This is a genomic window from Pseudocnuella soli (assembly GCF_004347775.1).
GTDB lineage: Bacteria > Bacteroidota > Bacteroidia > Chitinophagales > Chitinophagaceae > Flavisolibacter > Flavisolibacter aquaticus.
In genome coordinates this window covers 2423014-2441342 of record NZ_CP037755.1, presented here as the reverse complement: position 1 = coordinate 2441342, position 18329 = coordinate 2423014, and the positions used below count along the sequence as shown (strand labels likewise).

General features: G+C 49.6%; 16 protein-coding genes. 6 read left to right on the top strand and 10 right to left on the bottom strand.

The genetic code is table 11. The annotated features are described in order from the left end of the window. Positions 1-21: 21 nt before the first annotated feature. Positions 22-417, bottom strand: a complete 396-nt coding sequence (locus EPD17_RS10030) for a hypothetical protein (RefSeq protein ID WP_132053878.1) — start codon at positions 415-417, stop codon at positions 22-24. A 184-nt stretch (positions 418-601) separates the two neighbouring features. On the opposite strand from EPD17_RS10030, the gene porW reads away from it, so the two are divergent. Together porW and EPD17_RS10020 are read left to right on the top strand one after the other, a co-directional pair. After that, positions 602-3736, top strand: coding sequence for a type IX secretion system periplasmic lipoprotein PorW/SprE (gene porW / locus EPD17_RS10025; RefSeq protein WP_132053876.1), 3135 nt, complete (start codon positions 602-604; stop codon positions 3734-3736). A gap of 169 nt (positions 3737-3905) precedes the next feature. Further along, positions 3906-6398 carry a penicillin-binding protein 1A gene (locus EPD17_RS10020; RefSeq protein WP_114236855.1) on the top strand — a complete coding sequence of 831 codons (2493 nt, stop codon included), beginning with the start codon at positions 3906-3908 and terminating at the stop codon, positions 6396-6398. Between the two features lie 84 nt (positions 6399-6482). Here EPD17_RS10020 and EPD17_RS10015 read toward each other — a convergent pair whose 3' ends face one another. The 3 genes from EPD17_RS10015 to ribD form a co-directional block, all read right to left on the bottom strand. Continuing rightward, positions 6483-7085, bottom strand: a complete 603-nt coding sequence (locus tag EPD17_RS10015) for a YigZ family protein (RefSeq protein ID WP_132053874.1) — start codon at positions 7083-7085, stop codon at positions 6483-6485. Positions 7086-7201: 116 nt separating this feature from the next. Next, positions 7202-8086 (bottom strand): EamA/RhaT family transporter, encoded by an 885-nt coding sequence (locus tag EPD17_RS10010; protein ID WP_132053872.1) that lies wholly within the window; start codon positions 8084-8086, stop codon positions 7202-7204. A gap of 67 nt (positions 8087-8153) precedes the next feature. Then, positions 8154-9236, bottom strand: coding sequence for a bifunctional diaminohydroxyphosphoribosylaminopyrimidine deaminase/5-amino-6-(5-phosphoribosylamino)uracil reductase RibD (gene ribD, locus EPD17_RS10005; RefSeq protein WP_240040587.1), 1083 nt, complete (start codon positions 9234-9236; stop codon positions 8154-8156). A gap of 67 nt (positions 9237-9303) precedes the next feature. Here ribD and prmC point away from each other — a divergent pair, with 67 nt between their 5' ends. The 3 genes from prmC (at position 9304) to EPD17_RS09990 (ending at position 11432) form a co-directional block, all read left to right on the top strand. Next, positions 9304-10242, top strand: coding sequence for a peptide chain release factor N(5)-glutamine methyltransferase (gene prmC, locus EPD17_RS10000; RefSeq protein WP_165929586.1), 939 nt, complete (start codon positions 9304-9306; stop codon positions 10240-10242). 169 nt (positions 10243-10411) lie between these two features. After that, positions 10412-11017 (top strand): PepSY-associated TM helix domain-containing protein, encoded by a 606-nt coding sequence (locus EPD17_RS09995; RefSeq protein ID WP_204743124.1) that lies wholly within the window; start codon positions 10412-10414, stop codon positions 11015-11017. A 49-nt stretch (positions 11018-11066) separates the two neighbouring features. After that, on the top strand, positions 11067-11432 hold the full coding sequence (locus EPD17_RS09990; protein ID WP_132053868.1) for a VOC family protein: 366 nt from the start codon (positions 11067-11069) through the stop codon (positions 11430-11432). Positions 11433-11651: 219 nt separating this feature from the next. Here EPD17_RS09990 and EPD17_RS09985 read toward each other — a convergent pair whose 3' ends face one another. The 5 genes from EPD17_RS09985 to EPD17_RS09965 all read right to left on the bottom strand — a co-directional run bounded on the left by EPD17_RS09985 (position 11652) and on the right by EPD17_RS09965 (position 16752). Then, positions 11652-12059 (bottom strand): ExbD/TolR family protein, encoded by a 408-nt coding sequence (locus tag EPD17_RS09985; RefSeq protein WP_114236924.1) that lies wholly within the window; start codon positions 12057-12059, stop codon positions 11652-11654. A 150-nt stretch (positions 12060-12209) separates the two neighbouring features. Further along, positions 12210-12908 (bottom strand): MotA/TolQ/ExbB proton channel family protein, encoded by a 699-nt coding sequence (locus tag EPD17_RS09980; protein ID WP_114236862.1) that lies wholly within the window; start codon positions 12906-12908, stop codon positions 12210-12212. A 220-nt stretch (positions 12909-13128) separates the two neighbouring features. Beyond that, positions 13129-14064: an SPFH domain-containing protein gene (locus EPD17_RS09975; protein ID WP_114236863.1), complete on the bottom strand. Its 936-nt coding sequence runs from the start codon at positions 14062-14064 to the stop codon at positions 13129-13131. A gap of 186 nt (positions 14065-14250) precedes the next feature. Then, entirely contained in the window at positions 14251-15501 is a 1251-nt protein-coding gene (gene pepT, locus EPD17_RS09970) for a peptidase T (RefSeq protein WP_132053866.1), read from the bottom strand. A gap of 129 nt (positions 15502-15630) precedes the next feature. Beyond that, the gene (locus EPD17_RS09965) at positions 15631-16752 is read right to left on the bottom strand and encodes an acyltransferase family protein (RefSeq protein ID WP_132053864.1); all 1122 of its coding nucleotides are present in this window, start codon (positions 16750-16752) and stop codon (positions 15631-15633) included. A 281-nt stretch (positions 16753-17033) separates the two neighbouring features. Between EPD17_RS09965 and EPD17_RS09960 the strand changes: the two genes are divergently transcribed. Beyond that, positions 17034-17636: a hypothetical protein gene (locus EPD17_RS09960; RefSeq protein WP_132053862.1), complete on the top strand. Its 603-nt coding sequence runs from the start codon at positions 17034-17036 to the stop codon at positions 17634-17636. 89 nt (positions 17637-17725) lie between these two features. On the opposite strand, the gene EPD17_RS09955 is transcribed toward EPD17_RS09960, so the two are convergent. Continuing rightward, positions 17726-18178, bottom strand: coding sequence for an FKBP-type peptidyl-prolyl cis-trans isomerase (locus EPD17_RS09955; protein ID WP_114236867.1), 453 nt, complete (start codon positions 18176-18178; stop codon positions 17726-17728). Positions 18179-18329: the final 151 nt, after the last annotated feature.

The window sequence follows — 18329 nt, the reverse complement described above, 5'->3', positions numbered from 1 at the left end:
TGACTTCTTACTTTTGATTTTTTACTTATTATCATATTCATCCGGCGGCAACTCCAACTTCGTCGTGTCGCGTTTTAGCTCCACGCTGCCGTCCAGCACGCTTTTTACGCTTTGAATATATTGCGCCTGTTCAAAAACTTCTTTTTCCAGCGAGTCGGTCAGGTATTTTAGTTCGCGGTATTCGCGGCCAATGCGGGCACTGCCATAACCCGGAATATAATATTTAAGCGGGGTAAACACCACCAGGCCCACCGTAAAGCTCACCAGTACCACAATGATGGTGCTCATGCCAATATACACGCTGAGGCGCGACATGTGAAAGGTCACCACCTCTTCGTACGTATCATCGTTCATTACTACCAGCCGGTAGCGGTTGCGCAACCGCCTGAGGGTTGTTCCGGCATCGAGTTTGGCCATGCAGCAGATTTTGCGGCTAAGGTAAGAAGGACAGCGAACAGTGCATCCAATCTGTTGCCGCCCACCGCGTTTCAATCGGTAACGGCCTGCCCCGTTCACCCAATGGCCTAGATTTACTTATTTCCTTATCCTACTATACTAAATTTGCCTTTTTTAAGTTATTACACATTAGATCGCGATCCTGATGTACGTATTCCGACTCCTTTTCCTGATATCCTTTGTAACCGTTTCATTGCCCACGCTGGCCCAAAAAGGCTTTGACCTGGAAATCAAAAAGCCAGAGCCGTACCAAAACCGGCTGCTCAAAGCCGAAAAAAGCGGCAAGAAAAAATTTACGGCCCGCCGTCGTTTTTTTCAAAACACCTATACCCACTACAATTACTTTTTCAATGCCAACAACAAGCTGAACGAAGTGTTGTCCCGCGCCAAGCAGGCCAACCGCGACGATTTCAGCAAGCTGCTCCCGTACTACAATTATTCACTGGAAGCCACCAAGCAGGACGAAACCCAGCTCGACTCGATCATTTACAAGGCCAAAACAGGCATTGTAATGCACGACCTGCGCAACGACTGGATCGACGACCTATACCTACTTTGGGGTGCCGCATATTTGCTGCAACAAGAGTACGATTCGGCACGGCGCATGTTCCAGTTCATCAACCACGCATTTGCACCCAAAGAAAAAGACGGCTATTACCGCTACATCGGCAGCCGCATGGATGGCGGCAATGCACAAAATATTGTTACCAGCGAAGACGAATCTTTTTTCAAACGCCTCACCACTGATCCGCCCAGCCGCAACAACGCTTTTATCTGGCAGGTGCGCACCCTCACGGAGCAGGGCGCTTTTTCCGAAGCCGGAAGTTTACTGGCCGCGCTGCGGCAAGATCCTGCTTTTCCCGACCGGCTGTTGCCCCACCTGGCCGAAGTGCAGGGATTTTGGTTTTATAAACAAGCCATTTGGGACAGTGCCGCACACCATCTTTCGGCCGCGCTGCCCAACGCGCAGAACAATGCAGAACGGGCTCGCTGGGAGTACCTGATCGGCCAGTTGTATGACCTGTCGGGGCGGAGCGAAATGGCCCGCGAATTTTACGACAAAGCCATCGGCCATACCCCCGACCCGGTGCTCGACATCTGGGCAAGGCTGGCACTGGTGCGCAGCAACAAAGAAGGCGGTGAAGATTATATTGCCAAAAACATTGCGGAACTGGAAAAAATGGTGCGCCGCGAAAAATTCCAGGAGCAGCGCGATGTGATTTATGCTATGATGGCCAGGATGGAGCTAGAGCGCAATGATCCCGCCGCGGCAAGGGCTTATATGCTGAAGGCTACAAAAGCGGCACAGAATAATCCTGCCACCCGCAATGCCAACTTTTTAACCCTTGCTGATCTTTCCTACCAGCAAAGACAATACGTTGACGCGGCTGCATTTTACGACAGCCTCGACCTATCGCAAATAAGCTCGGAGGATGCAGCCCGGGCCACCGAACGCAAAGGCTATTTGGGCAAACTACTGCCGCAATTATCTACCGTGCAGCGGCAGGATAGCCTGCAGCGCATTGCAGCCCTCCCCGAGGACGAACGCACCGATTACCTGAAAAAGCTGGCCCGTCAGCTGCGCCGCCAGCGTGGTTTAGCCGAAGACGAAAATGCGCCAGTGGCCTCCACCGGTGGTGCCATGCGTGATGCCGATGCACTGACCGATGCGTTCCGCACCCAAACAAAAGGAGAATGGTATTTTTATAACCAAAGCACCCGCACTTCCGGTGCAGCCACCTTTAAGCAAGTGTGGGGCAACCGGCCCAACGTGGACAACTGGCGCAGGGCTTCGAATGCGGTGGCCCAGTTGGGCAACAACATGCCGGGAAACACCCGCGCCAACCCGCTTGCATCGGCCGATGCCGTGGGTGGCGGTGCGATTACTACGGAAACGCTGTTGAATTCCTTACCGCTTACACCGGATCAGATTACAGCATCAAATGATTCTATCCGCGGTGCCCTAATGGGTTCTGCGCTTGTATACATTAATGATATTGAGGACTATCCTTCGGCTATTGCAGCGCTTGAGGAATTGCGCCGCCGTTTCCCGGACAGTCCCATGATGCCCGATGCGCTGTACCAGCTGCATTTTGCGCAGCTACAAACCGGCAATAGTTCGGCTGCCGCCGAAGCAAAACAGCAATTGCTGCAAAAACACCCGCAGAGCAAGCCGGCACAAACGCTGCAAACAGGCATTAACCCCGATGCAAAACGCCCCACCGCGGAAAGCACCAAAGATTATGAAGCGGTGTACGACATGTTTTTGGAAGGCCGTTTTAGCGAAGCAAAAAGGGCGAAGCAGATTGCCGACAGCACTTACCAAACCAATTACTGGAACCCGCAATTGCTGTATATCGAGGCGGTATACCACATCAAACAAGTAGAAGACAGCACCGCGACAGATATCTTAAACAGGCTGGTGCAACAGGACCCCGAAGCGCCGATTGCTAAGAAAGCAGCCAACCTTATGGAAGTGCTTGCGCGCCGCAAACAAATTGAAGACGAGCTGCGCAACATGAACGTAGAGCGCATGAAAGACGAGGAACAAGCTATTGTGGTACGGCAAGCGGCCAAACCCGTGGTGGAGCAGCCAGCACCGCCACCAGTGAAAGATACCGTTCAGGCCGTGGCGCCGCCGGTGGCAAAAGTTGCCGAGACGAAACCACAACCCAAAGTGGAAGAGCCCAAAAAAGCGGAGCAAAAACCAGTGGCGCAGCCGCCGGTAGCACAGGTGGTGGTGCCAACGCCGCCACCCGCCGAGCCTGAGCCGCAATTGCCCTCCGTACGCCGCGATACGGCAAGAGCCCAAACTGCCGCAAACACGGCAGCAAAAGCCAATGGTTTGGGCACAACAGCTTCGGGCCAAAAAGTAGCACTGCCTAAACAGGAAAGTTATGGCTACCTGTACGAAGCCGATAAACCGCACTATGCCGTGGTGATCCTGAATAAGGTGGATAATATTTTCAGCAATGAGGCCCGCACGGCATTTGACCGGTTTAACCGCGGCCAAAGCTCGGGCACCGCGGCTGCCGTGCAATTGCTGCCGCTGGATGGCGAAAATAAACTGCTCCTCATTGGCGCTTTCCCCGATGTGCTGGGTGCCATTAATTATGTGCAGGAAACCAAACCGGTTGCAGCGGGCCAGATTGTGCCCTGGCTGAAATCTGATAAGTTTTCGTTTACCGTTATTTCCGAAGGCAACCTCGAACGGCTTAAAGCCACCCCCGACCTGAAAGGCTACCAGCAATTTTTGGAAACGACGCCGGTGAAGTTTTAGGAACGTCGGAAGTCCGCAGTCAGAAGTCGGAAGACGGGAGAACATTTTTCTTAATCTTCGGACTTCTGACTGCGGACTTCCGACTTTTCCCACTTTCTTTAGACTATTATTTAGCTTTGAGGCGTTGTGCAGTAGCGGAACGATTTTTTAAAGCATTCACCTACTTTATATGAATACGAAACCTAAGGCCAAGGCCAAAGCAAAGGCAAAACCAAAATCCAGTACTGCCGTGCTGGTTTTCTGGCGCATCCTGTTTGGCGTTCTTGGCGTATTTGCCCTTATTGTGATCCTGGCCATGGCGGGTGTGTTTGGCAAATTGCCCTCGCTGAAAGAGCTGGAAAACCCCAGCATACTACAATCTTCCGAGGTGTATGCTGCCGACGGCACGCTCATGGGAAAATACTACCGCGAACGGGGCAACCGCAGCAATGTAGCTTACCGCGACATTTCGAAACACGTGATCAATGCGCTGATTGCTACCGAAGACGAACGCTTTTACGACCATGCCGGTATTGATGTAAAATCAACCATGCGGGCCGTGGTGTTGTTGGGTAAGGAAGGCGGTGGTTCCACCATTTCGCAGCAGTTAGCGAAAACGCTGCTCGACCAGGGTAGCAAGAACCTTACGGAGCGCATCATGGAAAAGCTGAAGGAATACATTGTGGCCCTTCGGCTGGAGCGCAATTTTACCAAAGAAGAAATCATTTCATTATACCTCAATGCCGTGCCCTACGGTGATAACGTGTACGGCATCCGCAACGCGGCGCGTACCTTTTTTCAAAAAGAACCAGACCGCCTCAACCCCGAGGAAGCCGCCGTTCTGATTGGCATGCTGAAAGGAAATTACCTCTACAACCCACGGGTATTTCCCGTACGGGCAAAGGAGCGGCGCGATGTGGTGCTGAACCAGATGGTAAAAAGCAAGTACATCACACCGGCCGAATTTGACAAACTGAGTGCTACCCCGATTGTATTGAATTACCGCAAGCTGGACGAAAACACCGGTTATGCGCCGTACTTCCGCGAAGTGCTGAAAGATGAAGTGCGGGCTGCGCTGAAAGGCATGACCAACACCGACGGCGACGAGTACGATATTTACGATGATGGCCTGAAGATTTACACCACCATCAACCCCAAGATGCAGGACTATGCCGAAGAAGCAGTGGCGCAGCAAATGCCGCAACTGCAAAAGGCGCTGAACCGGCAGGGCAATATCCGGAGCGGCAAAGTGTGGAACGGCCACCAGAATGTGCTGGACGCAGCCATGCAAAAAAGCGACCGCTGGAAAAACATGAAAGAAGACGGCGCATCGGATGAAGAAATCCGCAAAGCATTTAATGTAAAAACGCCGATGCGCATTTTTGCATGGAATGCCAAACGCGAAGCCGACACGGTGATGACGCCGATGGACTCGATCAAATACCATCGCCAGATGTTGCAAACTTCGTTCATGGTGATGGACCCCGTTACCGGCGAGGTAAAAGCATGGGTGGGCGGTATTGATTTTAAAACATACAAATTCGACCACGCCAATATTAAAACCAAGCGCCAGGTGGGTTCTACCATCAAGCCGCTCCTGTATTGCCAGGCAATGGAAGAACGCGGTATGGATATGGAAACGCCGGTGCAGGATGTGCAGCAATCATTTGGCTCGCTGGGGCTGGTGCCCGCAACGGGCAAAACCTGTACAGGCCGTACCGTTACAATGGCATCGGCACTGGCATGGAGCCGCAACTGTGCCACCGCCTACATCATGAAGCAGGTGGGCCCGGCACAATTTGCCAACTTTTTGGAACGCCTTAATATTCCCACCAAGGTTGACCCCTACCCTTCCATTGCGTTGGGCTCCTGCGATCTTTCACTGTTCGAGATGATGTGGGGTTACACCATTTTTCCAGGCCGTGGTTTCAGCACCAAGCCTACCATTATCTCCCGCATTGAAGACCGCAACGGCAACGTTTTGAAGCGTTTTGATTATAGCCAAAACCGCAAGGAAGTGGTGAGCGAAGTAACCGCGTATAAAATGGCGAAAATGATGGAAGGCCCGGTAACGAAAGGAACCGCAGCAGGCCTGATGTATCGGTTAGGCGCAGCCGAAATGGGCGGCAAAACGGGTACCACCAACGAAAACTCCGATGCCTGGTATATGGGCTACACGCCGCAACTGCTGGCAGGCTCGTGGATTGGTTGCGACGATCGTTTTATCCGAATTGAAAGTGGATTGGGTTATGGCGGCCAGGCAGCACGGCCCATTTGGGAAGCGTTCTTTAAAAAAGTATATGCCGATAAATCTTTGGGCATTGATCAAAAAGCAACTTTTGTAAAACCTGCCGACCTGGAAAATGAAATTTCCACGGCCGATATCATGGAAGTTATCCCGAACGCACCGCCTCCCGGAGCTGAAGGTGAAGACATGGGTGCGGGTGGCGCCGATGATTTTGGACTGGATACTTCGTATGATTTTATGCGCCCAGAATCGCGGCCGGTGCAGGACGAAGACAACCGCCAGCGCCCTGCAAACAACACCCCGAAAAAAGACACAGCCAAGAAAGGCGCACCTAGAATTGGCGAAGCTAAACCAGAAGAAAAAAAAGAAAAGAAAGGCATTTTCCGCAGGGTGTTTGGCAACAAAAACGATAAGGAAAAGAACAATGATTATTGATGATCGTGAAGTCGATAGTGCATCATAAAACGCAACAAAAAAACCGGCAACAGTGCCGGTTTTTTTGTGCTGGTCATGTTCGATTTATTGACTGCCTTTCTTTACTTCAACATTGTGGTGGTCCTGCATTTTTTCTAAAAATCGCTCCTCCTCTGCCTTGGGCACGCCGACTACCAGGTGGCAAAACAACTGCATTTCGTTTTGCAACACCACGCAATTAAAACGTTTCACCACGGTCATTACTTCGTTCATGCCATCGTATGAAAAATGCAGGCTGTAGGTTTCCAACACCGGCTTTTGTACGATGGGTGTGAGTTGCAGCGCCAATGATGTGGTGGTTTTATAGGCATTGATCAAGCCGGGCACACCCAGCAGCGTGCCGCCAAAATATCGCACCACCACCACTGCAGTATTGGTAAGGGTTTTACTATCCAGCACATTTAAAATGGGTTTGCCTGCCGAGCCCGCAGGTTCGCCATCATCGCCAGCGCGAAAGTTGTTGCCATCGGTGCCGATGCGGTAAGCAAAACAGTGATGCACGGCTTTCGGATGTTCTTCTTTTATTTCCCGGATGCGCTTTTTAAAATCATCCACCGTTTGTATGGGAAAGGCATACGCTAAAAAGCGGCTGCCACGGTCTTTATATTCTGCTACAGATGGTTTTTCTATGGTATAAAAATGCGTCATGTATGCGTTTAATGTTTAAAGTCTAAGGTTTAAGGATGGGTTTTATAAAGTCGAATGAGCGGCTCATTTGTACCGACTAACATTAAATTTAAACCTTAAACTTAACCCGCTGCAAGTTACCCAAAAGCAATGAGGGCAATAGAAACAACCGTCAGCGCAATGCCAACGCGGTTGATGGTTGAAAGCCGTTCGCGGAACAGGAGAAATGCCGCCAGGGTGCTCACGAGTATGATGCCCATGTTGTTGATGGGAATGATGGCCGATGAATTGCCGGGATACAACTGCAGCACTTTCACCAGGCCCCAGATGGAAAAATAATTGGGAATGCCGATGAGCACACCGGCAATAACACTGGATGGTACAAATTTTTGTTTGCCGCTCAGTACCAACCCGATTAACACAAGTGAACCAATCGCCGCTGCCGTAGCAAAAGAAGTAATCAGGTAGGCATCACTGTTAGTGCTATTCAAAAAATTTTGCTCCACGTATTTAATCAATGTATCGAGCAGGCCTGAGCCCGCAAACAATACCGCCGGCACCAATAACCTAAGGGCAGGCGAAAGCCGCGCTGTGGCGCGATCACCTTCTTTTGCCGAAGGCATGCAAGTGGCCACAACGGCAACCAGCGCAATGATCAACCCAATAATTTTTAGCGCCGATGCGGCTTCGCCATACAGGTAAATTGAAAACGCAAACGGGATGACCAAGGATAATTTGTTGGCTACCGATGCCACCGAAACCGAAATGCGCTGCGCGGTAAACCCAATTAAATTGAATAGTGAAATAAACAGCGTGCCCATCAGCACCGCCCACCAAAACCAGGAGTATTCGGGTGCTGCGGCAGTAATGGGAAAAGCCCCATTGACAATGGTTCCGGTAACCACGCAAGTGATGTAATTAAAAACAATGGCTTGCAACACAGGAATACGAAACCGCTCCACTGCTTTTAGCGCGACAATGAGGTATGCATTAAAAAAAATAGCCAGGAACAGGTACAGCAAAAGGTAGGATGTTTAGTTGATCAGGAAAATGGGTACAAAATGAGTTGGTCTTGGCTTCAGTAAAATATCAGGTTTGTTGCGGCTGTTGGTGTGTATAATAGCGGATGGTGTCCCCGTCCAGTTGCTCCATTGTTGTAAATTGATGGTTTTTTAAAACAGGTGCCGCTACGCCGCCAGCCGCCATTAAGGCTTCGTTAGTGATTATTCTTGCTTCATCCCACAAACCTGCGTCAATAAAGGATTGCAACATTTGAGCTCCGCCTTCCACCAGCACACTTTGCACACCTAATTGATACAAGGCATCACCCATTTGTTGCACCAACGGACCGCCATCTTCAATTTTGAAATAATAAACTCCTGCCGTTTTACGCCAAACATCGGGGCTTTGTATGGTGTGTTGCAACCGGTTAAAAACGATCGTCGAAACAGTCCTATCAAATAGCTTAAGGCTTTCGGGCAATTTGCCATCCAAGTCAACAACAAGCCGCAGCGGGTTATGGCCCGGCCAGAGCCTGGTGGTCAGCTCCGGGTTATCAGTGCGGGCTGTGTTGGTGCCCACCAATATGGCGGCTTCTTCAGAACGCCACTTGTGCACCAGCCGATCGGAAAAAGCGTTGCTGATCTTTAGCCGCCGTCCTTCGCCAGCGCTGATGTTACCATCGCCGGTTTGTGCCCATTTTAAAACAATGTAGGGCCGCCGTTGTGTGTGAAATAGGAAAAAGCGAACGTTTAGGGCAATGCACTCCTGTTCCAACACACCGGTTATCACCTCCACTCCTGCCGCTCTTAATTTTTCAATGCCTTTGCCCGCCACCAGCGGAAACGGATCGCGGCAACCCACCACTACTGTTTTGATTTGCTCCCGCACAATCAGGTCGGCGCAAGGCGGCGTTTTGCCCCAATGGGCACAGGGCTCCAGCGATACATACATGGTGGCGTCTTTTACCAGGTGCCGGTCGGCAACCGCCACCGACGCCACGCAGGCTACTTCAGCATGCGGTCCGCCCGATTGCTGGTGCCAGCCCTCGCCAATGATGCGCCCACGGTGTACCAGCACCGCGCCTACCATGGGGTTGGGCGCCACGTTGCCGCGGCCCAGTGCGGCCAGTTGCAAACAGCGGTACATGTATTGATGGTGAACAGTTTCCATGTGCGGCGCCAAAAGTAACAAGAATGTAGTTGCTTTGGCCCAGAATTGCAGCACTAACAAAATTGCAGTGGACCATGCACCACCTAAAACATATTACATCAAAACCATGACGATAGCAGCAGCAGCAACGTGGCTGGAAAACGAATTGCAGCCCACTTACGGCGAAGTGGAAGCCCCGAAGATGGCGGCCATGGTGATGGAACACCTTACCGGCTGGAACGACGCAAACAGACGGTTGCGCCGAAACGAGTATCTGCCCGGACAACAAGCACAACGCCTCGCGGAAATTCACCATCGGCTGATGCAACACGAGCCAATACAATATGTGCTGGAGGAAGCCTGGTTCTATGATTTTAAACTGTATGTAAATAGCGCCGTGCTGATACCAAGGCCCGAAACCGAAGAATTGGTCTACTGGATTGTGCGGGATGTAACAGCGTCCGGGGCACCGGTGTTGCAGCACGGCACTGCGCAAGCCGACCAAACGAACATGCTAAAGATTCTGGATGTGGGCACCGGCAGTGGCTGCATTGCGCTGGCCCTAAAGCGCAGACTGCCGCTGGCAGAAGTGTGGGCTTGCGATGCAAGCGACGCTGCGCTGACTGTTGCCCGCCGCAATGGCGCGGAACTGGACATTCGTGTAGATTTTGTTGCGTTGGATTTTTTGGATGCAGCGCAGCGCCACCAACTACCGACGGTGGATATAATTGTTAGTAACCCGCCTTATATACCGGCTGGAGAAAGTGCAGCCATGCCGCGTAACGTGGTGGAGCATGAGCCGCACATGGCCCTTTTTGTCCCGAATGACGACGCACTGCTTTTTTACAAAGCCATCCTGCAGTTTGCCACCGAACGCCTTTATAAAAACGGCGCTGTTTACCTGGAAATTCATGAAGAATTAGGCGCCGATGTTTGTGCCTTATTTGAAAACGCAGGGTTTACCACAGAGCTGCGCAAAGACATGCAGGGAAAAGACCGGATGGTGAAATCATATCGTCGGCATTAAATTCGATGGGAAAACTATTATCGGTGAATAAGGCGCAATAAAGTTGCAAACGTATTAAGTGACGAAGCATAAATGCGTGTCAAAAAAGCACGCAACGTCTTAATGATTTTACAAACCTGCAATCGACATTGACAGTGCACATCTGCATGATGCGCATTTAGTTGTTACTTTGGCCGAACGGCACAACCTCAATCCAAGCATCATTGTAATGACCCAATCGAACAAGCGCCAGCAGCAGGCAAAAGTGCTCCGGCTGTTTCGCCAGTTGCACCGGCAAACCGGTGTGCTTCTTTTTGTTTTCTTCGCCATTGTTTCCATCACCACCATTTTGTTGGGATGGAAAAAAAACAGCGGCGGGATGATCCAGGCAAAATCTTACAAAGGCACTTCTACCAACCTGAAAGATTGGCTGCCCATGGATAGCTTGCACACCATTGCCTGCCGTGTGCTGCACGATTCGGTATCGAAAGACCTTTCGCTGGAACTGGACCGCATAGATGTGCGGCAAGACAAGGGCATGGTGAAATTTATTTTCGTCGATGATTTTCTCGGCGTGCAACTGGATGGTGCCACCGGCGAGCTGCTGCACATTGAAAAAAGATGGTCGGACCTGATTGAAAAGATCCACGATGGCTCCATCCTCGATTATTATTTCAACACCAGCAACGACGCGTTCAAATTGATTTATACCACGATCATGGGCGTCGCGTTGATGATATTTACCGTCACCGGTTTTTGGCTGTGGTACGGGCCTAAGCGAATGCGCAAACAATAGTTGTATTAAAAATTATTCCGACATTAAACTGCATAAAAACAACAAGCAAATGAAACATGATGCCCGCTCCATAAGGCCGTTTATTGGCGCAAAAGATTTTGAAGTGTCCCGTAGTTTTTACCGCGACATTGGTTTTGAAGAACGGGTGATTTCGCCCAACATGTCTTTGTTTGTAACTGGTGCATTGGGCTTCTACCTGCAAGATTATTATATGCAGGAATGGATCGACAACACGATGATCTTTTTGGAAGTAGATGATGCTGAGCGGTATTATGATGAATTGAATTCCTTAAATCTTGCCAATAAATATCCTGGTGTACAGCTGGTGCCCGTTCGCAAGGAAAGCTGGGGACAGGAATGTTTTTTACATGACCCCTCGGGTGTGTTGTGGCATTTTGGGCATTTCAATAAATAAGCAGCACTAAACTAAAAAGCCTGCAACATTAAATCTGTTGCAGGCTTTTTAGTTTAGCTAGGATAAAAAATCAAATTATCATTAGTGTCGTCATGCCGAACTTGTTTCGGCATCCCCTTCAAATGCGGAGTTTTAAAGTAATGCAGGAGATGCCGAAACCAGTTCGGCATGACAGCGGAATAGTGTATGAGCTAATTATTTGATCAAAGATCATTCCTATTACTGCGCATTACGGTCAACGGCGAGCACGGTGCGGGCATTGAGTTCGCGGCCCAGGCGCATCACACCAACAACATATTCCAGCGGCACTGTTTTATCGGCGTTGATCACAATGGTGGGTTCCTGCAAGGTATCGCGGTGGAGCAGCGGCATCAGTGCGGCTTTCATGGCACTGTCGCCTTCCACGCGGTTGGTACCCACATAATACACTTTGTTGGCATCAATGGAAACGACCACCGTTTGCTTTGCCTTGGTATCGCTTTTAGCCTTGGGCTGCGATAGCTTGATGACATTGGGGTTGGCCAGCGTTGCCGCAATCAGAAAGAACAGCAGCAGGATGAACAAGATATCGTTGAGCGGGCCGGTGTGCACCTCGGCATGCGACCTTAATTTTCTTCTGATATTCATGTAACCAGTGATTTGCAGGATTAAAAAAGGATGGTTCAGGATGGCTGCACAGCGTGCCTGCAGTACAAGTGTGCGACGCAACCGAGGCTAAATAGTACCACTAAAGCTGGCCTCAAAAACAACTCCGAACTACAGACTACATACTCCAGGCTATCGGGTCGGTTCCTGCAGGATGTCGATAAACTCCGAGCTGGATGCTTCCATTTTATTTGCGTTCTTATCCACCTGCGTATTGAGGTAGCTGTGCGCAATGTAAGCCAGCAAACCAATGATAAGACCCACCGCCGACGTGATCATTTTTGTATAAATACCGTTGGCCATGCTTTGGATGGTAAACTCGCCGGTAGATGCCAAGCGGTAAAACAACTGGAACATACCAATGATGGTACCCAAGAAACCAAACATCGGCGCAATGCCTGCAATGAGCGACAGGATGGACAAGTTTTTTTCCAGGCGGTAGAGTTCCAGCTTGCCCACGTTTTCCATGCTTTTTTCAATAGAGTCGATGGGTTTTCCGATGCGCTGGATGCCTTTATCGATAATGCGGGCAACAGGGTTGGCGGTGTTTTTTGCAAACGAACGGGCAGCGGTAACGTTGCCGTTGTAAATATGATCGCGTATGATGTTCATGAAATTGGGATCAATGCGGCCCGCCTTCTGAATGGCGAGGTAGCGCTCCACAAAAACATAAATGGTGATGACAAAAAGAAGCAGGAGCGGCAGCATGATCCAGCCACCCATGGTCAGCAATTCAATCATGCTTAGCTGGCCATCGCCATTGGTGTCGCTTTGGGCTACGGTTTGTGCGGCTTGTACCGCTGTGTCTGCCATTTGCAGCAAGTCCATCATACTGGTGGTTATTATTGGTGAAAAACTAATCTTCAACGCCCCGGCGCCTGCTTTATTTTGGGCCGCTGCCGGGCGGGTGGCAAAAATAACCGCAGCGATGGCAGATTTACACGATTTAAGAAGAATTTCTGTATTGCCGCTCTAAATAAATATTGCGGCCGGAAATAGGGCGCAGTAAAAAGGGGCCGAAGCCCCTTTTATTGTTTGCGATATATTGCTATTAATTCGTCATGGTGGTGCCGGCCTGCTTTACCATCAGCGCCTGTATCTGCTTCATGGTTTTTTCCATACCGTCGGCCGATCCATCGAGGAAGATGACGTTGCCTTTGCCGTATTCGGCAAAGTTTTTCACCGCTTCGGTCCACATGCTGAATAAGATCACGTTGGTATCCAAATTAGCTTGTTTCATTTGCTCGGCGGCTTCGGTCATGCCATGCGCCACTTCCTGGCGGAAGAGGGCCACACCCTGGCCACGGAGCCGTGCTGCTTCGCGTTCTGCTTCGGCGGCAATTTTAATGGAGTTACCATCGGCTTCGGCGGCTTTTGTTTTGGTGATCAACAGTGCCTGGCCTTCGTTTTCGGCAGCGGCTTTCAGGTTGTTCGATGCCACCACTTTGCTCATCGAATCCAGGATCACTTTATCAAACGAAATATCAGTGATCTGCAAATCGAGCAGGTGATAACCCCAGTCTTCCAGCGAAAGGTCAACCTGTTCTTTTACATACTCCACAATTTCTTTGCGCAAACCCAGGATTTCTGCCTGCCGCTTTGATGCTACATAAGTACGGATGGTGCCTTCAACCGTACGGATGAGGGCCGACATCATATCTTTTTCGGAAATGAATTTGAACGCTACTTTTTTAATGGTGTTTTCGTCGGCGTTTTGCACCGCGTACAACAACATTGATTTAAAATAAACGTTGGCTTGGTCGGCAGTGATGGCCTGGAACTCCAACTCCACCGAACGGTTTTGAATGGAGACTCTTTTATAAACCTGCTCGAGGATTGGAATTTTGATGTTGAGGCCCGGACGCACAATGCGCTGGTACTTGCCAAACATGGTGATAACACCAATGTATCCCTGGTTGATGGTGAATAAACCGGTGAAGACAATGATCAATAGTAAAATCAGCCACCAGTAGTCGAGTATAAACATAGCAGTTACAATTTGTTTCGCTTAAAAATAACCAATTAGCGGTTAGCATTTTGGTAATTCGGCTTTGCACTGCTGCTGTTGCAAAACATAACCATGCATTAAACGAAACAAATTTCTACCCTTTGTATTTGTTTAAATCTATTTGACTGTTCAATTTTCAAATCTTCAAATCATCAAATTTTCAAATTACTCCCCTGCTTCTTCCCACACCTGCACCAAGTGTACAATGGTTTCGACGGCTTTGTTCATATCCTGCACCGAAATGAATTCGCGTTTGGAATGAATGGCCTGCATGCCGGTAAAAAGGTTGGGACAAGGCAACCCCATAAACGAAAGCCTGCTGCCATCGGTGCCGCCGCGGATGCTTTCCGTTTTTACAGGCAAACCAGCCCGTTCGATGGCTTGCCGCGCAAACGCTACTACCTGAGGGTGCTGGTCCAGCACTTCCTTCATGTTGCGGTATTGTTCCGTTACAGTAAATGTGTATGATGCTTTTGGATGTTGCTGCAATACTTGCCGCACAACGCTTTCCAACAAATCTTCTTTTTCTTTCAGGCCCGCGGTTACAAAATCGCGGATAATAAATTCGAGGGTGCATTGTTCCGCACCGCCCGAAATACGCACCGGGTGAATAAAACCTTCGCGGCCTTCGGTTGTTTCTGGCGACAGGCTATCAGCAGGCAAAGCGGCCATGATGGCGCCACCAATTTTCAGCGCATTCACCATTTTATTTTTGGCATCGCCGGGGTGGGTAATAATGCCGTTGACCGTAACCGTTACCCCATCAGCGCTAAACGTTTCATCTTCCAACGATCCGCGGTCGCCGCCGTCGAGTGTGTAGCCAAACTCGGCGCCCAACTTTTGCAGGTCCACTTTTGCAGTGCCGCGGCCCACTTCCTCGTCGGGTGTAAACAGCACTTTAATGGTGCCGTGTTTTACCTGTGGATGCGCCACCAAAAATGCGATGGCATCCATGATCTCAGCCACGCCGGCTTTATCATCGCCACCCAGCAGCGTGGTGCCACTGGCAGTGATAATATCGTGACCGATGCATTCTTTTAAATATGGCAGATCATCGGGGTTGAGTACAATGGCCGCATCATCGGGAAGGTGAATGGGGCCACCGTTGTATTGCTTGTGGAGCAAAGGCTTTACGCCGGTGCCGCTGGCATCTGGTGCCGTATCTACATGCGAACAAAAACAAATGACCGGCACTTTTTTATCGGTATTGGCCGGCAGCGCTGCGTACACATAACCCCATTCGTCCATATGCGCATCTGCCAAACCTAGTTCCAAAAGTTCGGCAGCGAGCAAACGGGACAGGTCTTTTTGTTTCTCGGTGGTAGGCTGCGCGTCAGATTGCGGGTCGCTCTGGGTATCGATCTGCACATAGCGCATCAGGCGTTCGGCCGCGGTGAATTGGTAGTGTGAAAACATAGACCAAATGTACAGCAAGCCATTTCACTTTCTCCTTTTTGGCTTTGCCCAACTTAGCGATGCATGAGGCAACAGGCTTAGAGCATTAAGCTGATTCATTTTACAAAAAACCTACCTCCAGCGCAATTGCTACACGGATTGCTTCAAACTTACTCCGGCAGACGTTGCCACCTTTTTTTGAAACACCTTTTTATAAAATTGTGTTCCAAATTTGATGGAAGGAAGCTCAATGAGTTTATAAGTAACGTAGGAAAGACAATAGAAAAACAGGAATGCCAACACTGCAGCTACAGCAGTGTACGCTGGATGCGCACCAAAGGTTAAACGTTCGATGATCCACCCCAAATGCGGCTGGTGAAAAAGGTAAATGCTGTAACTAAACAAGCCGATGGAGATAACAAACTTATAAGCCTTTCCGCTCAGCAACGTTGTATGTTCGGTGTGCAAAATCCAATCGAGCAGCAGCACAAAAAATATGCTGAAAAACAAGAAACTGAAATGCAGATATACCGCTGTAAACCGCAATCCGATAACACACGCCAACACCAACAAAAGCTGGTTGAACGTTAGTGGAACCAACCGCTTGCCGTGGAAAAAACATTCAGCCAGGTAGGCACCCATTACCCATACAATCCAGTAATTGAGTAGAAACGACTGGTAGCGGGCACTGGTAATTTGCAAAAGCGCACCGGTAGTGGTCAGCGCCATTTGCAATAAGAAAATACCGGCCACAGTTTTTTTAACGCCAAACTTTTTTCTAAACAACAGGAAGAGCGGATAGATTGCATACAACTGCATTTCCAGCGCCAGCGACCAGAACGAAGGATTGATGGAAAAAAAATCGCTTTCGTTCAGGTTGTGCACCAAAAAAGCATGCGACAGAAATTCGCGGATGTTGTTTGCCGGAACCGTTAGGGCAAAAAACACTAACGCAATCATATAAGGTGGCCAGATGCGCCAAAAGCGCTTATTGAAAAACAGCGCAGGCACGAACTTGCCTTTTTGCAAATAATTTAAATGAATCAGAAACCCGCTGATCACTAAAAACAACTCCACCCCTGCCCATCCGAATGCACTGGGCAGAAAATTTTTGACCAGTTGATCGGTGCTGAAATCGGAAGGGTTGAGGAAAAAGCCGCCTACATATTTGATTTCGTACGGCACGCCAAAGATTTCTACACTCAGGTGGTAGGCAAACACCATCATGATGGCAATGCCCCGCAAAAAATCGATCCGCTCTAAATGCATCATGGAATTACAGCAAGTTTTGGTTTCGTATGATAAATATCAGAGAAGTATAAAAAGGGTGTTTATGCCGGCAATATACATTACCAAACTTACTTAATAACGCAAATCGCCATGCGTATCTAGGAATTTTTCTTATCGCTTGTTACCGAATACACCTTAATGCACCCTTCGTTTTACCGCCATCGAATGCTTGCATTGTAGCAACCGGTTGATTGAGTTTGGCGACTATTGTTTGGCAGCAAAACCTGAACTACCTTAATCCCAACCAACAACCACCTTGTGATATGAAAAAAACAATCATTGCCGCCCTTGTCGGGGGCATCATTATGTTCCTCTGGCAATTTATTTCCTGGAATGTTTCGGGCCTGCACGAACCGGCGCAGCAATACACGCCCCAACAAGACCAGATCATGGGATTCCTCAATGGCCTCCAACTGAAAGAAGGCGGCTATATTTTACCAATGCCACCGCCTACAGCCAGTATGGACGAATGGAACAAAGCCATGGAAGCCGCTGCAGGCAAGCCCTGGGCTCGGGTGGAGTACCACGCATCGCTGCAGGAAAATATGACGATGAACATGACCCGCGGACTGGTCACCAACTTTATTACCATGTTGCTGCTTTGCTGGGTAATAACGCGGTTGCGCCAGCGCAGTTTTGCAGCAATCCTCGCCGCCTGCCTCGCCACCGGGTTCATTGTTTTCCTCAATGTGCCGTACACCAATTACATCTGGTACCACAGCTTCGATGTGTGGGGCCATTTGGTCGATGCCGTTGTTAGCTGGGGCCTGGTTGGCTTGTGGCTGGGCTGGTATTTGAAAACAAAAGGCACCGCAACAAACACTATTACCAGCAACCGCAGATCAGCTGTGGTCAATATTGATTGAAGCAACCAACAATAGATAATAAAAAATGCCATCCGGCTGGATGGCATTTTTTATTATGGTAAAAGCATGATTGCTTTTGCTATTCAATCTTAAGGCATAATGATGCGCGACGTAGGCACAATCTCAACCAGCTCGATATCGAAAATGAGGTCCTGGCCAGCCAGCGGGTGGTTGGCATCCAGCACAACAGATTCTTCTTTTATTTCGGCAACGGTAACTGGGAACTGTTGGCCCTGGCCGTTGTTCATCATCAGTTGCTGGCCTACTTCGGGGTTCATTTCGGGCGGGAACTGCGATTTTGGAAATTCAATGATCATCTCCTGGCTTTTATCGCCGTAGGCATTGGCCACATCAATTTCCACGGTGCGCTTGTCGCCCACCTGCATGCCCATCACACCCTGGTCAAAGCCGGGAATAACCTGTCCACCGCCAACGGTAAACTCAAGCGGGTCGCGGCCTTCAGAGGAATCAAAAGTTTCGCCGCTGCGCAGCTTTCCGTGGTAGTGTACTTTTACCTTATCACCGTTCTGAACTTGTTGCATGGTTTCAAATAATTTTAAAGGTCAACAAAAAAGTATGCATCATTTCCTTTTGCCCCGGGCAAAAAACAGAACTGCAGCTACCAGGTGGGGCAAAAGCAGGCCGGCGGAAAGATAACAGGGCGCCAAGGTACGCACTTCCCTGAAATGTCGT